Source organism: Affinundibacterium baiyunense, assembly GCF_018139645.1.
Classification (GTDB): Bacteria; Pseudomonadota; Gammaproteobacteria; order Burkholderiales; family Burkholderiaceae_D; genus Undibacterium; species Undibacterium baiyunense.
Window position 1 is genome coordinate 511,175 of the sequence record NZ_JAGSPM010000002.1, and the last position, 18,757, is coordinate 529,931.

The following is an 18,757-nucleotide window of genomic DNA, read 5'->3' on the forward strand; positions in this document are numbered from 1 at the left end:
AGAAAAAGCCATGCGTTTTTAAGACGCATGGCTTTTTCATTTGAGAGCGACAGTTTTACTCTTGTTGTACAACGCCATTTCTATCAATCGTAACTAGACGTGAGCCGTTCTTAATTGTACTTGGTTGCGTTGATAGAGTGCCCGCAGCTTTAACATTTACTGCCGCTTCGCCAGGACCATTCACTTTGACAGAAGCATGTTCAAGCAATAATTCACTTGCATGCAAGTCACCAGAGCCGTTTAGGTTCGCAATTAATTTTTTAGCTGTGCCGTGCAAGGTGATGTTGCCTGGGCCATCCGAGCTAATTTCAACTTGGTTGGCAGAAGACAAGTCTGCTTCAATGTTGCCCGAACCCGACGCATCGATAATCACGTTACCGCTCATACTTTTAAATTGCAAATCGGCGGGGCCGGAGTTGCGGATATCAGCATCGCCAACTTTTAAACGTAAGGCATCAACGTTGCCAGAGCCACTGGCTCTTAATTTCAAAGATTTCGCTTCACCAGACAGGCTCAATTCGCCAGGACCAGACATTTCAATGTTGGCTTTTTCTGCTTGCACTTCATCAATTGATAAATCACCCGAGCCTGACATGTCGATTTCGAGATTCTTAGTCACACCGCGTAGATTCACATTACCTGGGCCAGAAATAGAGATCGTAGTCTGTTCGCTTTGCAGCTTGGCGATATTTAAATCACCGCTGCCACTTAACTTGGCATGTAAGCTTTGTGAGACCTCACCAAACTCGGTGTCTCCAGGGCCACTCATTTCTAAAGTCACTTTTTTGGTATTGAGTTGACGTAAGCTGATATCGCCACTGCCGCTAGCATGGAAGTTCAATTCATTGCTGGAACCTGATACCTGAATATCACCAGGTCCTTCGCTAATAATTTCTAGTTTTTCATTTTTGATTTGACTTAAACGCATGTCACCGCTACCAGTGTTGAGCACTTTGACTAGGGCAGCGGTGCTAACTTTAACGGTGGTTGGCGAATTTTTCCAAGCAAAATGGAAGCGTCCTTTTTTCTTATTGCGAATGACCAAGGTGTTGCCTTCAACCACGGTTTCGACTTCTTTAACAAAGTTGTCGTCGCCTTCCACTTCAACGCTATTTTTACCATCGACCACTAATTCGATATCGAAGGGAGAGTGATTGCTGATACTGTCAAAGCTGGAGGCATCGCGTTTTTCACTGATGATATTACCGCTGCCTTTGACGCTGTCGTCATTAATACTGATTTCGCAAGCACTCAAGCTGATTAACATGGTTGATGCGACTGCTGCCGCGATACCGATTTTCTTAAACATATCCGCCCCCGATTGATGTAGAAATTAAGTTGAAAATTCAATGGAATTTCGATGTTTGAAGTTTACTGGAAGCATGAAGCTGCTGCTGGCAGTTAACGACAGAATGCAAAATTCATGGCTCCAATGGTCAAATATGAGCGAAATGAAGTCCAGATTTGCGACTGGCAAGTTGAAAATAAGCGATAAGTGCGCACGGCAAAAAGGATAAAATACGCCCTCACCTTGATTCACTAGAGTTCGCTGTAGTTGATTGTAGTTCGCTGCCGCTCGCGGCGATTAGACTAGGTATGTTAATCATCACCGCTGATTTAGCAGAAAGTTTGTACTTCATGGAAAAGATTCGACTTCAAGCCAGAGATGGCGCCAGCGCAGAAATAGTCACGCATGGCGCACATGTGTGCTCGTGGATTCCTGCCAATGGTCAGGAGCAGTTATTTTTGAGTAAAAAGTCCGAATTTGGTGAAGGCGTAGCAATTCGAGGTGGTGTGCCGATTGTGTTCCCGCAATTTTCTAATCTTGGCTCGCTGCCTAAACATGGCTTTGCGCGCACTGCTAATTGGCAATTGATTCGTACTGGGCAGATCGAGCAAGGGGCGGCACAGGCGGTTTTTGAACTAAAACATAGCGCGGCTAGTTTAGCGATCTGGCCACATGCTTTTCGTGCCGAGCTGATCGTCACCGTTGCCGAGCAAAGTTTACAGTTAGATTTCTCGGTTGAGAATCTGGGTGAGACGACTTTGCAATTTCAAAGTGCCTTACATACTTATTTTCAAGTCGACAATATCAACGCAACCCGCATCCATGGTCTGCAAGGATTGTCCTACCGAGATACTGTCACGAATATCGATGGTTGTACTCAGATTGAGGAAGTGCTCACTATCGCTGCCGAGACCGACCGAATTTATACCGATCTGGTTGCGGATGTTGAGATCGAACAGCCTCATCAGTTGGTACAAATACGGCAATCAGGATTTACGGATGCCGTGGTGTGGAATCCATGGGTAGAAAAGACTGCACAAATTAGCGATTTAGAAGCAGATGCTTATCAGCGAATGATTTGCGTCGAGGCCGCATCAATTGTGAAACCCATCGTCTTGGCACCAGATCAAATTTGGACAGGTATGCAATTGATGAGTGTGCGGGCTAAATAAATGCATGGGTGCCGCCAGCACCCATCTTAGTGATTCAATTTTACGATTGTGTGCACAGTACGCTATCGGCTAGCGCTCGATTTTGGAGCGAGTTATTGGAGCTAGATGTGCAGAAATAGTGCGAATCAATAAAGTGCTTTATGCATGAGTGCCTTGTGAAAAGGCCAAATTCTTAATTTTCTTTTATCTTATATTGGATCTGAACCGGTATTTTCTTGATATCTAGCAAGGGATATCGCACCATTTGATTAGTAATGATAATAATTCGCATTTATAATGTCGATCTATTGAACTTGACTGTTTTTCCAGCAAAAGGCTGGCAGTCTGCATCAAATTGATTTCATTATTTTGTGAGAATGTTATGCAACGCACTACCCCTCGTTTCGCCCTCGCGACTTTGCCAGCTTTGTTGGCTTTGATCAGTTTCCCCGTGCTCGCCCAAAATGCAGCCACTAATTCTTCTACTAGTTCCACCAATAATGCGCAGCAAGAAACCAAATTGCCAGAAGTGCAAGTGGTTGGCGCGGCAGAACAAAAATATGTGACAAAAATCAGCAGCACTGCAACCAAGACCGATACGCTGTTGCGCGACACGCCACAAGCAATTACCGTTATCACCAAAGAATTGATGAAAGATCAGGCAATGCAAAGCATGGCCGATGCGATCCGTTACGTGCCAGGCGTAGTTACTGCGCAAGGCGAAGGGAATCGTGATACTGCGGTATTTCGTGGCAATGCCTCTACCAGTGATTTCTTTATCGATGGCATCCGTGATGACGTGCAGTACTATCGCGATTTTTACAATATCGAAAGCGTAGAAGCTTTGAAAGGCTCGAACGCGATGATATTTGGCCGTGGCGGGTCGGGCGGTATCATCAATCGCGTCAGCAAACAAGCGCAATGGACACCTATACGTGAAGCGTCGATTACTTTGGGTTCGTGGAACAACCGTCGTGCTACCGCTGATGTGGGGCAAGCAATCAATCAAGACCTCGCTTTCCGTGTCACCGGCATGGTTGAAAACTCAGACAGTTTCCGCGATGGCGTGAACATCAAGCGTGCTGGTATTAACCCAACATTCGCCATCCGTGCCGGACAAAATACCAGCGTGGTGCTTGGCTATGAACATTTCAATGATGAACGTGTTGCCGATCGTGGTATTCCTTCTTTCCAAGGCAAGCCCTTAGTCGTCGGTAATAGCGTGTTCTTTGGCAATGCTTCGCTGAGTCCAACTACATCGAAAGTGGATGCCTTAAGTGCGAACATCGATCATGATTTTGGCAATGGTGTTAGCCTGCGTAATCGCACACGTTACGCCGATTACGATAAGTTCTATCAAAATGTTTTCCCTGGTGCGGTGAATAGCACGGCAACCAGTGTGGCAATTAGTGCGTATAACCAAGACACACAACGCAAGAATTTTTTCAATCAAACGGATGTGACTTTTGATGTAGTCGCAGTCGGTGTCAAGCATAAAATTTTGACTGGTATTGAAATCGGTCAACAGACCACGGATAACTTGCGTCAAACTGGCTACTTCCCGGCGGTTGGCGCCAATGCGACTAGCATCAACGTGGCAATTACAAAGCCTTATGCAGATGGCGTGACTTTCCGTCAATCGACAACCGATGCAAACAATCACAGCGTCGCTAAAAACATGGCCGTCTATGTGCAAGATCAAATCGAGTTCTCACCGCAATGGCAGGCGATTTTAGGATTGCGTTACGATAACTTCGATATCGATTTCACCAATAAGCGCACTGCGCAAAAATTAGAAAACACCGACACACCGATCTCTCCACGTGTTGGCTTGGTTTATAAGCCCATTACGGAGATGTCTTTGTACGCGAGTTATAGCCTCGCTTTTGCCCCGCGTGCAGGTGAACAATTATCATCACTCACAGTGACTAACCAAGCCTTCGATCCAGAGAAGTTTAAAAATATCGAAGTCGGCGCTAAATGGGATGTCGCAAAAGACTTAACTTTGAGCGCTGCGGTATATCAATTAGATCGCAGCAATGTAGCGATCACCGACCCAAGTGATTCGACAAAAACTATCTTGGTTGATGGTCAACGTAGCCAAGGCGTGGAGTTGGCTGTCAGTGGTAAATTAAGCTCTGCTTGGAGCATTATGGGGGGGTATGCTTATCAAGACGCGACTATTACACGTACCCAATCTGCGACTGCCAAAGCCGGTGCAAAATTAGCGCAAGTACCAACGCACAGCGCTTCGATTTGGAATCGTTATGATTTGAACAGCCAATGGGGTGTCGCGGCTGGTGTGGTGTATCGCGGTGCGATTTATCCATCTACCGACAATTTGGTGATGTTGCCAGGTTTCACACGCGTCGATGCTGCTTTGTATTACGCTTGGGATAAGCATGTGCAATTACAGTTGAATGTAGAAAACATCACAGACAAGACTTACTACGCCGCAGCGCATAGCAATAACAACATCACACCAGGTTCGCCACGTGCGGTACGTTTGGGATTGCATTTCAAATACTAAACATCGCTTTAGCTGCTTACTAACTATTTAGCACAACGATTTCACTTCACTTCAGCCTTCCGCTTCTGATCTAGGCGCGGAAGGCTTTTTTTATGAATTTCGCTATTCAAGGGAACCATTTTTACACTTTGCTTATCGAACCTGCCTGGATGAGGGAAAAGCTGTTTCATCCTAATCAACGAAATTAATCACGATAAGGAATAATAAGATGCGTTTAATCAGTCTATTGGTGTGCTCGCTATTAGTGAGTAGCACTTTGCCGGCCTTGGCAGCCGACGAAAAAGTCGATTTGGCTTTAGTGAATAAAATCCGTGACGAAGGAACCAATCGCTCCAAGATTATGGAAACCCTAAGCGTGTTGACTGACGAAATTGGTCCGCGTTTAACAGGCTCACCAAGTCTGAAAAAAGCTGGTGATTGGTCGAAGGCGCAATTGACCGAGTGGGGTCTGCAAAATGCACAAGTGGTAAGTATCGCGCCATTTGGTCGTAGCTGGGTATTAGAAAAAGCCGCAATGCGCATGGTTGCGCCATCCAACTTAGAGCTGGTGGCAATTCCAAAAGCATGGACACCAGGCACCGATGGTGTTAAGCGCGGTAAAGTGGTGTATGCCAAATTAGAAAACGATGAGGATTTGGCGAAATGGAAAGGCAAGTTGAAAGGCACGATCGTTTTGCGCGATGCCATGACACCGACCAAATTGCATACGACACCAGATGCCAAGCGTTATACCGATCAAGAGTTGCATGATCTAGAACACATGGATTTAGGCGGAGCTCCAGCGCGCCCACCTACAGATATGGCGGAACTGGCAAAACGCATGGCCTTTGCTAAAAAAATTAATCCTTACTTAACCGAAGAAGGCGTGATTGCTACCGTCAACGTGTCACGTGGTGATGATGGTACGATTTTCGTTGCAGGTGGCGGTTCTTACAAACAAGGCGAGCCAACTGGCCCATCCGCGTTGGTGATGTCGACTGAACAATATAACCGTGTATTCCGTTTGATCGAAAAGAAAAAAGACGTCGAAGTTGAAGTCGAAGTGGCGGTGAACTTTGGTGATGAAGACCCAGCCAATTCCATCAATGTCTTTGCTGACATTCCAGGTACTGACAAAAAAGATGAAATCGTCATGCTCGGCGGTCACTTAGATTCATGGCACGCAGGTACTGGCGCAACTGATAATGCAGCCGGTGTCGCGGTAGCGATGGAAGCGGTACGTTTGTTAAAAGCGATTAACTTCAAACCACGTCGCACGATCCGTATCGCTTTATGGGGCGGTGAAGAACAAGGTTTGTTAGGGTCACGTGATTTCATCAACAAAAATGTTGCTGCACGTCCTGAATCAACCGATCCAAAAGAAAAAGACTTGCCTAGCTTTATGCGTCGTCCTACTGGTCCATTGATGTTGAAACCTTTGCACGGCAAGATTTCTGCTTACTACAATCTCGATAATGGTGGCGGCAAAATCCGTGGTATCTATGCAGAAAACAATGCGGCTGCAAAAGCGATCTTTGATACATGGTTAGCACCATTCCATGACCTCGGCGCGAAGACCGCGACATTGCGCAAAACAGGCAGCACCGATCATGTGAGCTTTGATGCAGTTGGTGTTCCTGGCTTCCAATTTATCCAAGAACCAATGGACTATTTCACGCGCACCCATCACAGCAATATGGATTTGTTTGACAAGATCCAAAAAGGCGACATGATGCAAGCAGCGATGGTTATGGCCAACTTTGTTGCGCATACAGCAAACCGTGACGAGCTGATCCCACGTAAGCCTATGCCACCAGAACCAGCAAGACCAGCAGCACGTTAATTGAAAAATTAACCTAAAGGCGCGCCATAGAGTTGGCGCGCTGTTCTTAGAAAATTATGAAAAGCCAGTATGAACTCGCGTCATACTGGCTTTTTTGTGGGCATTTTTTAAGTGATTGGAATAGCAGAACAGCTATGCGAACTCGGCATAAGCAAATCGCCACTCAATCTTTTATCGGATTGATTTTCGATGTTAAGGTAGATGCTCTGTTGAATTTATTTGAACCCGCAAGCCATGTGCCAATTATTAGGAATGAATTGCAATACGCCGACCGATATCGTATTTAGTTTCACAGGTTTTGCCACGCGCGGTGGCCGAACTGACGAACATAAAGATGGTTGGGGAATCGCCTTTTTCGAAGGCAAAGGAGTACGGCATTTTGTCGATCATCAAGCAGCAATTGATTCGCCGATTGCCGAACTCATTAAGCGTTATCCAATCAAATCGACCAATGTCATCGCCCACATTCGTAAGGCAACGCAAGGTGTGATCGCTTTAGAAAACTGTCATCCTTTTGTGCGCGAAGCTTGGGGTTATCAGTGGGTGTTTGCACATAATGGCGATTTGAAAGAATTTCATCCGCAACTCGACGGCAGTTATTTGCCGATTGGTAGCACCGATAGTGAACGCGCATTTTGTTATTTGATGCAAAGTTTACGTCAACGCTTTGCTGCGCAAGTGCCAGAACTGCCAGCTTTACGTGCGTTTCTGAGCGAGATTTGCCGAGAAATCGCCAGTCATGGCACTTTCAATATGATGCTTTCTAACGGTAGCGCTTTGTTCGCCTATTGCTCCAGTAAGTTACACTACATAGAACGCCAACATCCATTTAATACCGCAGCGCTTTCTGATGAAGATGTGTCCGTCGATTTTGCGCAAGTCACTACACCACAAGATCGGGTTGCGGTGATTGTGACTGAACCCTTAACTACCAATGAACAATGGACGGCTTTGCAAGCAGGTGAACTGAAAGTGTTTGTTGATGGATGTGCCTTGGATTGAATAGCGTTCGGTTGCACTAGTGATCAAAAAAGGGCATCACGCCTTTCGTTTGAAGCGAGGGCGTTTGCAATAATAAATCAGCAGCCTTTACATACTTAGCAGATAAGCGTCATCATCAACGGCGAATACCAGAACCAATCGGCAGATCGGCAAACCAATTGATAAAACGCATCACATCTGTACCCTGATAAATCGCGCCGTGTTGCGGGCAGAGCATGTCGATTGGCATATTGGCCACTCGTTGACACCAATCTAATTTGGCTTCAGTTGAACCCATCCAACGACGATGAAAACGTTCGGCATGACGGATGTGGCGATCAAAATCTTGCACGAACAAATGATCCTCGCCTGCCGGCAATAAAGCGGCACCGACATCGCCCGAAAACAAGATTTTCGCAGCAGGATCATACAAATTAAAATTTCCTGACGAATGCAGATAGTGGGCGGGTACGGCTTGTAAGTGTAAATAACCTAAATTGATTTCCGCACCCTCATCGGGAAGTGATACAAAGGTCGATTTATTTCCACCAAAATGTGGAATGAAGGAGCTCCACAACCAACTCAGGTAACACTGCAAGTTCGGATTAAAATCTAACCACAAAGCGAGCGAAGAAATCACATCGGGATCTTGATGCGAAGCGAACAAGGCAACGATGTTACGTGCATCGAACTCGGTATTAATCGCTGAAAAAACTTCAGGAAAAATTTCCATACCACCCGGGTCAGTTAAGATGGCACGTTCACCTTGTATCACCAAGTATTCATTGGTATCAATCAAATGGTCTGGTTTATCGGGATCGCGCGTGATGACAGCCCATTGATGATCGCCTTGTTCGAAGATCGTTTGGTATTTTTTCATATGGTTTTCTTTTCTCTAAACTGTAGTCACGACGCGCGACTTATTTGCTGATCTAAGTTCTAGCGGAATAAGTTAACTGCTTTAAATGCGTAATTGCGAGATGCATCATTTCTTCAATCCGTCCTGCTACCTGCTGCATGTCGGCTAACATAGTGCCGCCATAGGCTGCTTCGATACGTGCATTGTGCGAAAGCATCGCGCCAGCGCTACACAGATTTAAAGAACGTCGGATTTCTTTTTCTAAGCTTTCCCACTCGGCGTCGGTAGCCGATTTTAAGCCTTGGTAAGCTTCTTGTTTGTCGGCAAAAGTAGCTTGCATTTGCGGATTATCGTTCGCTAATTTGTGTAGCGTAATATCGAGAGAATGTAAATTTTTTTCTAATTTACGCAAAGCAGCAATGCGATGCACTAATTGAAAAATCATGTCGCTCAAGCGCGCCATGCTCTCTTCCATCTTTTGGCTGAACAGGCGTAGTTCCATGGCGACTACTTTGAATCCCGCCGACTGCGTTCCCGCACGCTTGGCAACCAAAATAGCATTAATCGCGACCAAATTGATTTGGTGCGAAATCTCGACGACTTGTTTTAAGCCCTCGTTAATCGATACCGATAAAAACAATTCTGATCTTGGCTGTGTTAACTTAGTCACAAGTAACTCCAATCGCTTTAGAATGCTTAACTTGTAGAGGTATTTAACAAAAAATACCATGATTTTGGTCAATCACGGCAAGAGTGTTGGATTTTGATTTGCATCGTGTTGTGAATGCGTGTTGTGAATCGCGCGTTGATTGCTATGACACATGAGATTCGTTGCGTAAATCAAACGAGTCACTTAAGAAATGGATATAGCCTGTAAAGGAACAGTATGAAAAATTTATTCGCGCCGCGATATGTTTTAGCAGTACAAAATCTGGCTGTATCCAAAGATTTTTACATGAAGTCGCTAGGCTTTCATTTGCTCGACGAATATCCAGGTTGGACATTTCTTGAGCGAGACAATGTGGTCTTGATGCTAGGCGAATGCACAGAAGAAAAGCCCGCCGCGCAAATTGGCGATCACTCTTATTTTGCCTATATCGAAGTTAATGACGCGAGCAGTCTCTATCAAGAGTTTGATGAGCGAGGTGTCAGCTTCATTAAAACAATTCGTGATGAAGTTTGGGGTATGCGTGAATTTGGGCTGACGACGGTTGACGGTCATCGCATTATGTTCGGACAAGATTTAGCTTGATATAAAAGTTCTCTTTTTTTAGGACATGTATGTATTTCACTAAATCGCTAAGCAAATTCTTCATCGCAGCTGGTTTCGTCGCCATCCATCTTTTTAATCCGGTCAATGCCGATGATCGCTCGAATGAAGCGATTTTCAAACGTCTATCTGAGTTGGCTTCGAATGGTAATGCGGAGATTAAATATCATCTCGGTATGTTTTTGAACAATGGCATAGGCACGCCGCAAGACACTAAAAGAGCTTTCCAATTATTTTCTGAATCTGCAGAATTAGGAAACCAACTTGCTGCGTATAAAGTGGGCTGTTATCTCGCTGGCCAATTTCCCGGTACGGTTCCTGTTAATGAAGTTGAGGCTTTGAAATTTAAACTTCGTGCGGCGGAGGCTGGCTATGATTTGGCGCAGCAAGATGTCGGTACTTACTACGGCAGGAAGCGCGATGTTCAAAAAGCGCTCATTTGGTGGGAACGCGCTTCGCGCCAAGGCAACGTAGCTGCAACCGCTTATCTGGCGAATTATTATTCAAACCCCGCATCACCTGCACCAGATTTGGTGAGAAGTTATGCGCTGGCAGTATTGCTCAAATCAATGGCGCCAGAGCCGACCAAAGAATTACTCGCACATATCGCCCAATTGGAAACAAAACTAAGCGCAGAGCAAAAGACAGAAGCTGAGGCATTCCGTGCATCGTGGTTAACGGGTAAAACGCCATTGAGTCTGCAAGCGCAGGCAGGACTGGGAGCAACGCGGGCCTTACTAAATTCATTCGAGTAAATGCTACATGGAATGATTTCGCCTAAATTAGATAGGTATAAGAGAATGACAAGAACATGAAAAAACGCATCTTTAACGCATTCATCGCAGCCACAATCACAGCTGGGGTTTTGATTTTTGTTGGTATCGTTGGGTTTTTTATGATGATTCCACCAGTTATTTACTTTTTTTCGTTGACGATAAAGCTCTTGGGCATTTCTGATGGTGGTTCGTTTTTTTACGTTATCGCGTTTTGGTCTATCCTCGCATTCTTTGTTAGTTTGTTGTTGTCCCCCAAACCTAACAAGGTGTAGTCGCGTACAGTTAAATGATTCAATAGAGACGATTGAATCCATATAAATGAATAGTCACGATGTATCTGCTAATAAATCCGTTGACTTGCACCAAACCTCAAATCCCTTGTTTCTATACTCACACAATCAAAATCGCCCGAAAATCATTCACATTATTGTAGGTCGGTCCGGTTTCTAATAAGTTGTCTAAGGCTGCGAAGAAGCTGTATGCATCGTTGTTCGCCAAACAGGCATCGGCAGAAATTGATAAACCGTTTGCGCGTTGTAAGCTATCGGGTGTACACCAAGCGCCAGCGTTGCGCTCGCTGCCATCGCGGCCATCGGTATCTGCTGCTAGTGCATAGATGCCTGTATGGCCTTGGAGACTTTGGCAGAGCCCTAATAGATATTCAGAGTTGCGACCACCGCGTCCATTACCTTTTACCGTGACGGTCGTTTCGCCACCAGATAACAGTAAATGTGTTTGTCTTTGCTGGTGATGGAAATTATCTGTCGCCCGTGTCGTCGCAATAGCAGTCGACATCAAGGCATGCTTATGCCCGAGTTCACGTGCTTCACCCTCTAAACGATCCGACAAAATCTGTACACAGATACCTTTTGATTGCGCGAAATTCGCGGCTGCTTGCAAGGCCATTTGCGCGTTCGCAATTATTTGAACGTGGGTTTGAACGAATCCCGCGTGATTTGGTTTTGGCGTTTCTGATGAGACTTGTTGCAAATGTGCGAGAACAGTTGCTGAAGTTGGAATCGCATAGCGCTGCAAAATTTCTAAAGCATCAAAACGGGTACTGGCATCGGCCAGCGTCGGTCCGCTGGCAATAATGCTGGGATCATCACCCGCCACATCCGAGATGATGTAGGTCAACACCTTGGCGGGTGCACACGCCAAGGCCAAGCGCCCACCTTTGATCGCTGATAAATGTTTACGGACGCAATTAATTTCGTGTATGCGTGCACCGCTACGCAGTAGTGCGCGATTGATGGTTTGCTTCTCCGCCAGACTGACGCCTGCAGCTGGCAAACTCATCAGCGAAGAACCGCCCCCGGATAATAAGCAAATCACCGTGTCGTCTGCACTGAGATTACTTACCGAATCGAGTAAGTCGCGTGCAGCTCGATAGCCTGCCTCGTCTGGAACGGGATGCGCCGCTTCACGAACTTGTATGTACTTGCATGGCAAACTATAGCCATGCGGCACAATCACCATGCCACTAAAACGCGCTACGTCATTTGCAGTTGTATCCAAGCCGGAGGGAAACCAATGCTGTTCTAAAGCTCGCGCCATTGATGCCGCTGCTTTGCCAGCACCAATGACGATACACTTTCCGCTTGCAGGAAAAGGCGGCAAATGCGGTGGCAGGCAATGATGCGGATCAACTGCCGCAAGAGCGACTGCAAACAAATCGCGTAAAAATGCAGGTGCTTGTGTATCGGCTTGTGCTTGATTCCAGATTGTCATCTTGATTTGGAAGTGTGTCCTTGAGCGGCTAAAATACCAGCTTTCCGCGCCTATCGCGAAACTTTTCAGCGAAATTAGTCATGATCATCAGCCCCAGCCAATACGATTTCAGCGCGATTGCGCCAGCGATGCAAACCTATGTTGATCGAAAGATTCTATCTGGCGTGTCGTCAGCGATTTTGTCGGGGCAAGATTTGGTGCATTTCCATGCCACGGGTTGGGCCGATATCGAAAACCAAATTCCTTTGCGTCACGATCACTTATTCCGCGTATTTTCTAATACTAAATTGCTGACCTCGATGGCGATTATGCAGTTAATCGAACAAGGCAAATTGGGTTTGGACGATGCTGTAGAAATTTATTTGCCACAACTTGGTCAACGCCAAGTCTTAATTCCCGGCGCAACCGACATCAGCCAAACCGAAGCCGCGCGCTCCGCGATCACCGTGCGCCAATTGTTAACGCATACCTCTGGCCTCAGCTACGGTTTGCTCGATCACGGTAGTACGATTTATAAAGCTTATGTTGAACGTAAAGTCTTAAACGCGTTTGAACCTTTATCCGAACTCATCAACATCCTCGAAGAATTGCCGCTCAGCTTTCATCCGGGTGAGCGTTGGGAATATTCGATTGCGACCGATGTTTTATCGCGCTTAGTCGAAGTCGTTAGCGGCGACAATTTTGATGTGTATTTGCACGCGCATATTTTGTCACCCTTAGGCATGAACGACACCAGCTTTTGGGTGCCGCCGCATAAGCATGAACGCTTAACCGCCTACTATGCCGGCACCGATCCTATGAATGTCTTAAATCGTGATCTCAAGCGCTTAGAAAAGTCGCCGTATCCCGAAGCCTTTTTGAAACCGATTCCTCGCTATTCTGGCGGTGGCGGATTAGTGTCTAGCATGCACGATATGCTGGCACTGATGCGCAGTTTTTTACCTGGTGGTCATATGGTATTAAAACCAGAGTCGATACGATTGATGATGCAAAATCATTTGCCAGCAGGTTGGGGCATCGCCTTCCCCGGTGTGGGCGATGTGCCGGGAAAAGGTTTTGGTTTGGGTGGAGCGGTCACTTTGCGTCCAGGGGAAAATGATCCGGCGGATGCCGAAGGTGAGTTTGAGTGGGGCGGCATTGCGGGTACGCATTGGTGGATTTCATCACGTCATAATATCGCTGGCTTATTGATGACACAGCGCCAAATGGCGTTTTGGCATCCTTACTCGTTCGAGTTCAAAAAACTGGCGTATGCGGCCATGCTGAAATAGGTTGTAAGTGATAACTTATTTCATCAAGCGCGCCATGAACATAAAAAACAGCACGATGACGATCACTTTCCACAACAGCGCACGTTTGTACCACGGCGTTTCTTCGGTATTTTGTGCACTGGTTGCTTCTCGATTCATCACGCGGAAGCGGGTGGCGTAAGGCGCTTGTCGAAATTGGATTTCAATCACATCCTGATCAGGATCAAATCGAATCGGCCATAAGCTGGTTGCGATTCTTGCCCAGATTAAACTGGCAACGCCCAGTATGCCAAGAAGCGGTAGGGCTAATAAAGGCCCCAAGTCTGGAAAAGTTTCTAGACGACGCGGACCAAAAATTAGCCCAATCGCAAACACCACGCCCACGTAAAAAATGAAGCGAATCAAGTGCATGACAGGGCTTTTTTCTAGTAGGCGATTTGCCCATCGGGTCTCGGCGGCATGCTGTGGACAAATCCAATAATTCAAATACATGACCTCGCTTTTCATGGTTAAGCCACCTTGCAAATTGGGGCGTATCGATTTCACCTTTCCCAAGCGGCTAGTATTGCGAATCAGCGATTTGGTGGTGCCACATTCGGGGCAGCAAGCTGGCCACTGAATCTCAGGAAAATTTTCACCAATGGCAACGCGAACAAGTTGTGACATACTGGTTCCTTATCAAACAGATCTTCGGCAATTTTTATAGCCATGTTTTATAGTCATGTGGTGCAGAATTAGCCTACCTTGATTGGCTGCGTATCTGCTACCATTTGCCAAGATAATACCTACTATTTTTACTGAATAAATTTACCAAGATTATGTCGCAAACTATTTTGATTGTCGAAGATGAAGTCGCGATTGCGCAAAATTTATGTTACGCACTGGCGACAGATGGCTTCACGCCCTTACACGTGAGCTTAGGGCAAGCTGCCTTGGATTTATTACAAACGGATCAGAGTAAGATCGCCTTGATTGTATTGGATGTCGGTTTGCCAGATTTGAACGGGTTTGAAGTTTGCCGTCGCTTACGCCAATTTTGCCAAACGCCAGTGATTTTTTTAACCGCACGTGGCGACGAGATTGATCGCATCGTCGGTTTAGAAATTGGTGCCGATGATTATGTAACGAAACCCTTTTCACCGCGCGAACTAGTGGCAAGAGTACGTGCAGTATTGCGTCGTCAGTTATTGCCAGCAACGGTGGAAGCGCCAATTGATCAAGTACCAATCGATCAAGTGCCTGAGCGGTTTGAATTACGTGCAGATGAAGCGCGCATTTTTTATTATGGAAACTGCTTAACGCTAACCCGTTACGAATATCTTTTGCTCAAAACCTTGATTGAAAGACCGAATGTATTGTTCTCGCGTGCGCAATTGATGGATTTGGTTTGGACGCATGCCGCCAACACCATGGATAGAACGGTCGATACCCACATCAAATCAATCCGCGCCAAGCTCAAACTGATCAATGATCAAGACGACCCAATCCAAACCCATCGCGGCATGGGATATAGCATTACGCTAGCTTAATCACTGCTATGAAAATCGGCCTAAGAATTTTACTGAGTTACTTCCTGATTCTAGGCTTGGCAGCCTGGTTTGTATTGAATGTATTCGTCGCCGAAGTACGCCCCGGCGTGCGTGCCACTTTAGAAGACACCTTGGTCGATACCGCGCAATTACTCGCGCAACTGGTGGCAGAAGATGTTAAAAATGGCGACATCCAACATCTGGCGCTGCTACAGCGTATGCAAAATTATGCTGATCGCAGTGTCGATGTCGAAATTAGTGGCGTGCGTAAAGCCAGTCTCGATTACCGCATCTATATTACCGATGCCAAAGGTATCGTGATTTTTGATACCGAGCAAAAAGACGTGGGTAAAAGTTATGCGCGTTGGAATGATGTGTATCTGACCTTGCGCGGTCAATATGGTGCGCGTAGCACTCGCACCGATCCGAATGATGAAAACAGTTCGGTCATGCATGTCGCCGCACCGATACTTGATAACAATCAAAGCGGACAAGCCAGAAAAATCATTGGCGTGTTGACGGTCGCCAAAGCCACTTCCACTATCGGCCCTTTCATCGAACGTAGCCAGCAAAAAATCTTGCAGCGCAGCTTTTGGATTTTGCTCGCCTCGTTGATGATAGGCATAGGATTTTCTTGGTGGCTGAATCGCTCATTGCAAAAGTTACGCAACTACGCACAAGCAGTAGAACGCGATGATAAAGTCAGCTTGCCAAAACTCGGCAATAACGAGATCGGCGAACTCGGCCGCGCGCTAGAAAGCATGCGGCATAAGCTAGAAGGAAAACAATATGTAGAAACCCTAATGCACACACTAGCGCACGAACTCAAAAGCCCGATCGCTGCGATTCAAGGCTCGGCAGAACTGCTCAGCGAAGACCCACCAGAAGCCGAACGCAGCAAGTTTCTCAACAATATCATCGAGCAAAACCAGCGCCAAAAACAACTGATCGACAAACTTTTGGAATTGATTAAAGTAGAGAAGCAACAGCAACTCAGCCAAATCACTAATATCAACATCGTCGATTTACTCGATCAAGTGCTAACCGATTTTAGCGACGCCATCGCCCGCAAAAATCTACGTATCCAATTCGATGTACAAGCACAAACTATACAAGGTGATCCACTCTTGCTACGCCAAGCAATCGGCAATCTCTTCGACAACGCGATCGCGTTTAGCCCACATGGTTCGGCAATTCGCTTGCATCAACAAGTCGATGACACATACTTCACTTTATTCATCGACGACCAAGGCAGTGGTATTCCCGACTATGCCATAGCCAAAATTTTTGATCGCTTTTATTCCTTACCTAGAGCCGATGCCGCAAAAAGTACAGGACTAGGATTACCGTTTGTACGCGAGGTGATTAGCCTGCATGGCGGCGAGGTAAGTTTGCAGAACTTGGCAGAAGGCGGTGTTCGAGTTGAAGTGCGCTTGAGTTTGGGGTGAGCCGATAGTTGATGGTTCTTTCGTCCTTTGGTTTTTTGAGTTTGCCAAATGAAGGAAGAAATTGCACTATTTGTCGATTTGTTTAGATCTGATTTTTATTAGGTACAACCAAACTTAGTTAGGCGCTGTGTGGGTTTCGAGCTAGTTGAAACAAATTGTCTTTTTTCAGGTGTTCGGTTATCTTTTCAAAACGAAAATTAAATTACTTTAGTCCTCACAAATGTATTGCGCGCTTGACCAATCGACGTTAAATCCAATACCCATTGGCAATTATGTCGTTCACCAATGTGGGACGTGTTCTGGTACTTTCGTACCCGGTGATTTCTTCCGTGAAGTCCGCGCCAAAGCCGCTCTCGAGATACATAAGGAAAAATCCAAAGGCATCAAGAAATCTGCACAACAACAGGCTAAAGTCGCTTGCCCGAAAGATGAAAGTCAAATGATATCGCTTCTGTTTAAAGGCGTTGAGATCGATATTTGCTCAAAATGCTTTGGTGTTTGGCTCGATCGCGGTGAGTATGACAAGCTTATTGCGTATCTTGGCTTCCCTCATAAATCAGATCCGCTAAAAGCAAGTGGGTGCTTGGGCACGTTATCTATATCGAACCCCGCGCCAACTTCGGACATTTCAGGCCTCGGTGATATTGTTGAGTTGGTTGCCGATATTTGTAGTTTGATTCCAGATGTCTAGTCAATTACCACCTACAATACCAAATGCTATGGTCAAGGCGCTCCCTCCGGTCATTGCGACTATACAAATAAATTTGTGAAAAATTGGGGCGTGCCTTTACATGACGTATTTCTGTAACCTGAATATTCGAGAAATTGTTGTCTCTTAGGTAGTTTTTAATACTAATTTGAGCTTCATAAAATTGTTGCGTGCTTGCCAATTTCTACCTAGCGAAAGATTTATTCCGCATTTGAACTTGTATTACAACGTATCGGTTTAGATTCACATTCGAAAAATTGAAGTACTTATTTTTGATGGTACTTCTGATTTCATAGTTGACGCCAAATCGGATTCGTAGAACATTCTGAGTATTAGGCAGGTCTCTAATTCCAAGCCCATCAACAAGCTCTATGCCATTTACACCATTCCATTTCGGCCCCGGCGCCGTGATTCACGCGATCGCTCCTAAGCAGGTGAGTTTTCTTGCTTTTTGTGCGGCTAACGTGATGATCGATGTTGAGCCTTTGTATTTCATGATTACGCGTCATGACCGCTTGCATCAATTTTTTCATACTTATGTAGGGGCGACTTTGGTTGCGTTGGCGACGCTCTTACTCTTTTTTGGATGTCGTGCGTTTGCGCGACACTTTTGGTTGCCCAATCTTTTTGGGTGGCAGGATTTGCAGCCTAAACAAGTTGCCGTCGGTGCGATCATCGGCACCTATTCGCACATCGTACTCGACAGCATCATGCATATGGATATCACACCGTTTGCGCCTTTTAGCGACATCAATCCCCTGTTGCGTATTGTTTCTCTGTCGACCTTACATTGGATTTGCTTCGGGGCTGGTGTATTGGCTTTATTCATCCTCGCGGTTCGAAAGCTGATCAACGATGAGATAGCAGCATCACGTTAAGCTGTTTTGATTTGTCGATGGTGTAGGTGTGCGTGCCGCTTATTGGGAATTATTGAGCGTTAATGCATCGACCTTTGCATTGTGTGTTGATACCACATTCCGATGTCTTATCGACCACGCTTAGGTCTCTTTCTGGTTCACTCGGCTTGCTTCCTCAATCAGAGTTGTGGAAGAATTGTTCCTTATGAATTGGCTTTTTTCTAGCCCTATCATAAATTCAAAATATTCATCAACAATACCTTCATCAACATCGGTCTTTGTTTGTTACGCTTTCGCAGCAAGATTGGGTAGAGCCAAGACTTTTACAACTACGGAGATGTCAACTTGTCGAATGCAACTTTTATCGCTTTAGGCGCCGCAGCTATCGGTTTAATGGTTACTTTCTTTTGTGTATTCTTAGCGATGTCGAATAAGAAAAAGAAGAAAGACAATGACTCATCATCACAGTCTTGATACCTGCTGCCTTGTAAAAAAGTTGAGGTTTGTGCGATGAATATGTACGCTAATTGATGTTAGCAATTATGTGTTTACATTG

The 18,757-nt window shown here is 45.7% G+C and carries 17 protein-coding genes; 12 read left to right on the forward strand and 5 right to left on the reverse strand.

Features of this window, described 5'->3' with window-relative positions; genetic code table 11:
- Positions 1–55 precede the first annotated feature (55 nt).
- Positions 56–1,309: a head GIN domain-containing protein gene (locus KDM92_RS05380; protein WP_212683353.1), complete on the reverse strand. Its 1,254-nt coding sequence runs from the start codon at positions 1,307–1,309 to the stop codon at positions 56–58.
- 287 nt (positions 1,310–1,596) lie between these two features.
- Between KDM92_RS05380 and KDM92_RS05385 the strand changes: the two genes are divergently transcribed.
- The 4 genes from KDM92_RS05385 to KDM92_RS05400 all read left to right on the forward strand — a co-directional run bounded on the left by KDM92_RS05385 (position 1,597) and on the right by KDM92_RS05400 (position 7,793).
- Complete coding sequence (locus KDM92_RS05385; RefSeq protein WP_212683354.1) at positions 1,597–2,460, forward strand: D-hexose-6-phosphate mutarotase; 864 nt, start codon at positions 1,597–1,599, stop codon at positions 2,458–2,460.
- Positions 2,461–2,821: 361 nt separating this feature from the next.
- Entirely contained in the window at positions 2,822–4,969 is a 2,148-nt protein-coding gene (locus KDM92_RS05390; RefSeq protein ID WP_212683355.1) for a TonB-dependent receptor, read from the forward strand.
- Between the two features lie 208 nt (positions 4,970–5,177).
- Complete coding sequence (locus tag KDM92_RS05395) at positions 5,178–6,791, forward strand: M20/M25/M40 family metallo-hydrolase (protein WP_212683356.1); 1,614 nt, start codon at positions 5,178–5,180, stop codon at positions 6,789–6,791.
- A gap of 234 nt (positions 6,792–7,025) precedes the next feature.
- Positions 7,026–7,793 carry a class II glutamine amidotransferase gene (locus tag KDM92_RS05400; protein ID WP_212683357.1) on the forward strand — a complete coding sequence of 256 codons (768 nt, stop codon included), beginning with the start codon at positions 7,026–7,028 and terminating at the stop codon, positions 7,791–7,793.
- A 115-nt stretch (positions 7,794–7,908) separates the two neighbouring features.
- Here KDM92_RS05400 and KDM92_RS05405 read toward each other — a convergent pair whose 3' ends face one another.
- Together KDM92_RS05405 and KDM92_RS05410 are read right to left on the reverse strand one after the other, a co-directional pair.
- Positions 7,909–8,652: an oxygen-binding di-iron domain-containing protein gene (locus KDM92_RS05405; protein WP_212683358.1), complete on the reverse strand. Its 744-nt coding sequence runs from the start codon at positions 8,650–8,652 to the stop codon at positions 7,909–7,911.
- 52 nt (positions 8,653–8,704) lie between these two features.
- Positions 8,705–9,301, reverse strand: a complete 597-nt coding sequence (locus KDM92_RS05410) for a methyl-accepting chemotaxis protein (protein WP_212683359.1) — start codon at positions 9,299–9,301, stop codon at positions 8,705–8,707.
- A gap of 216 nt (positions 9,302–9,517) precedes the next feature.
- On the opposite strand from KDM92_RS05410, the gene KDM92_RS05415 reads away from it, so the two are divergent.
- The 3 genes from KDM92_RS05415 to KDM92_RS05425 are packed head-to-tail and all read left to right on the forward strand — an operon-like array spanning position 9,518 to position 10,949.
- Entirely contained in the window at positions 9,518–9,883 is a 366-nt protein-coding gene (locus KDM92_RS05415; protein ID WP_212683360.1) for a VOC family protein, read from the forward strand.
- Positions 9,884–9,912: 29 nt separating this feature from the next.
- The gene (locus KDM92_RS05420) at positions 9,913–10,656 is read left to right on the forward strand and encodes a tetratricopeptide repeat protein (RefSeq protein ID WP_212683361.1); all 744 of its coding nucleotides are present in this window, start codon (positions 9,913–9,915) and stop codon (positions 10,654–10,656) included.
- 56 nt (positions 10,657–10,712) lie between these two features.
- Entirely contained in the window at positions 10,713–10,949 is a 237-nt protein-coding gene (locus KDM92_RS05425) for a hypothetical protein (RefSeq protein WP_212683362.1), read from the forward strand.
- A 118-nt stretch (positions 10,950–11,067) separates the two neighbouring features.
- Here KDM92_RS05425 and KDM92_RS05430 read toward each other — a convergent pair whose 3' ends face one another.
- Positions 11,068–12,408 (reverse strand): glycerate kinase type-2 family protein, encoded by a 1,341-nt coding sequence (locus tag KDM92_RS05430; RefSeq protein WP_212683363.1) that lies wholly within the window; start codon positions 12,406–12,408, stop codon positions 11,068–11,070.
- A gap of 80 nt (positions 12,409–12,488) precedes the next feature.
- Here KDM92_RS05430 and KDM92_RS05435 point away from each other — a divergent pair, with 80 nt between their 5' ends.
- On the forward strand, positions 12,489–13,679 hold the full coding sequence (locus KDM92_RS05435) for a serine hydrolase domain-containing protein (RefSeq protein WP_212683364.1): 1,191 nt from the start codon (positions 12,489–12,491) through the stop codon (positions 13,677–13,679).
- Between the two features lie 15 nt (positions 13,680–13,694).
- On the opposite strand, the gene KDM92_RS05440 is transcribed toward KDM92_RS05435, so the two are convergent.
- Positions 13,695–14,324, reverse strand: a complete 630-nt coding sequence (locus KDM92_RS05440) for a hypothetical protein (RefSeq protein WP_212683365.1) — start codon at positions 14,322–14,324, stop codon at positions 13,695–13,697.
- Between the two features lie 152 nt (positions 14,325–14,476).
- Between KDM92_RS05440 and creB the strand changes: the two genes are divergently transcribed.
- From creB to KDM92_RS05460, 4 genes are all read left to right on the forward strand, one after another.
- Positions 14,477–15,187: a two-component system response regulator CreB gene (gene creB / locus KDM92_RS05445; protein ID WP_230408178.1), complete on the forward strand. Its 711-nt coding sequence runs from the start codon at positions 14,477–14,479 to the stop codon at positions 15,185–15,187.
- Positions 15,188–15,195: 8 nt separating this feature from the next.
- Positions 15,196–16,635, forward strand: a complete 1,440-nt coding sequence (gene creC, locus KDM92_RS05450; RefSeq protein WP_212683366.1) for a two-component system sensor histidine kinase CreC — start codon at positions 15,196–15,198, stop codon at positions 16,633–16,635.
- Positions 16,636–16,855: 220 nt separating this feature from the next.
- On the forward strand, positions 16,856–17,326 hold the full coding sequence (locus tag KDM92_RS05455) for a TFIIB-type zinc ribbon-containing protein (protein WP_212683367.1): 471 nt from the start codon (positions 16,856–16,858) through the stop codon (positions 17,324–17,326).
- 389 nt (positions 17,327–17,715) lie between these two features.
- Positions 17,716–18,222 carry a hypothetical protein gene (locus KDM92_RS05460; protein WP_212683368.1) on the forward strand — a complete coding sequence of 169 codons (507 nt, stop codon included), beginning with the start codon at positions 17,716–17,718 and terminating at the stop codon, positions 18,220–18,222.
- Positions 18,223–18,757 lie beyond the last annotated feature (535 nt).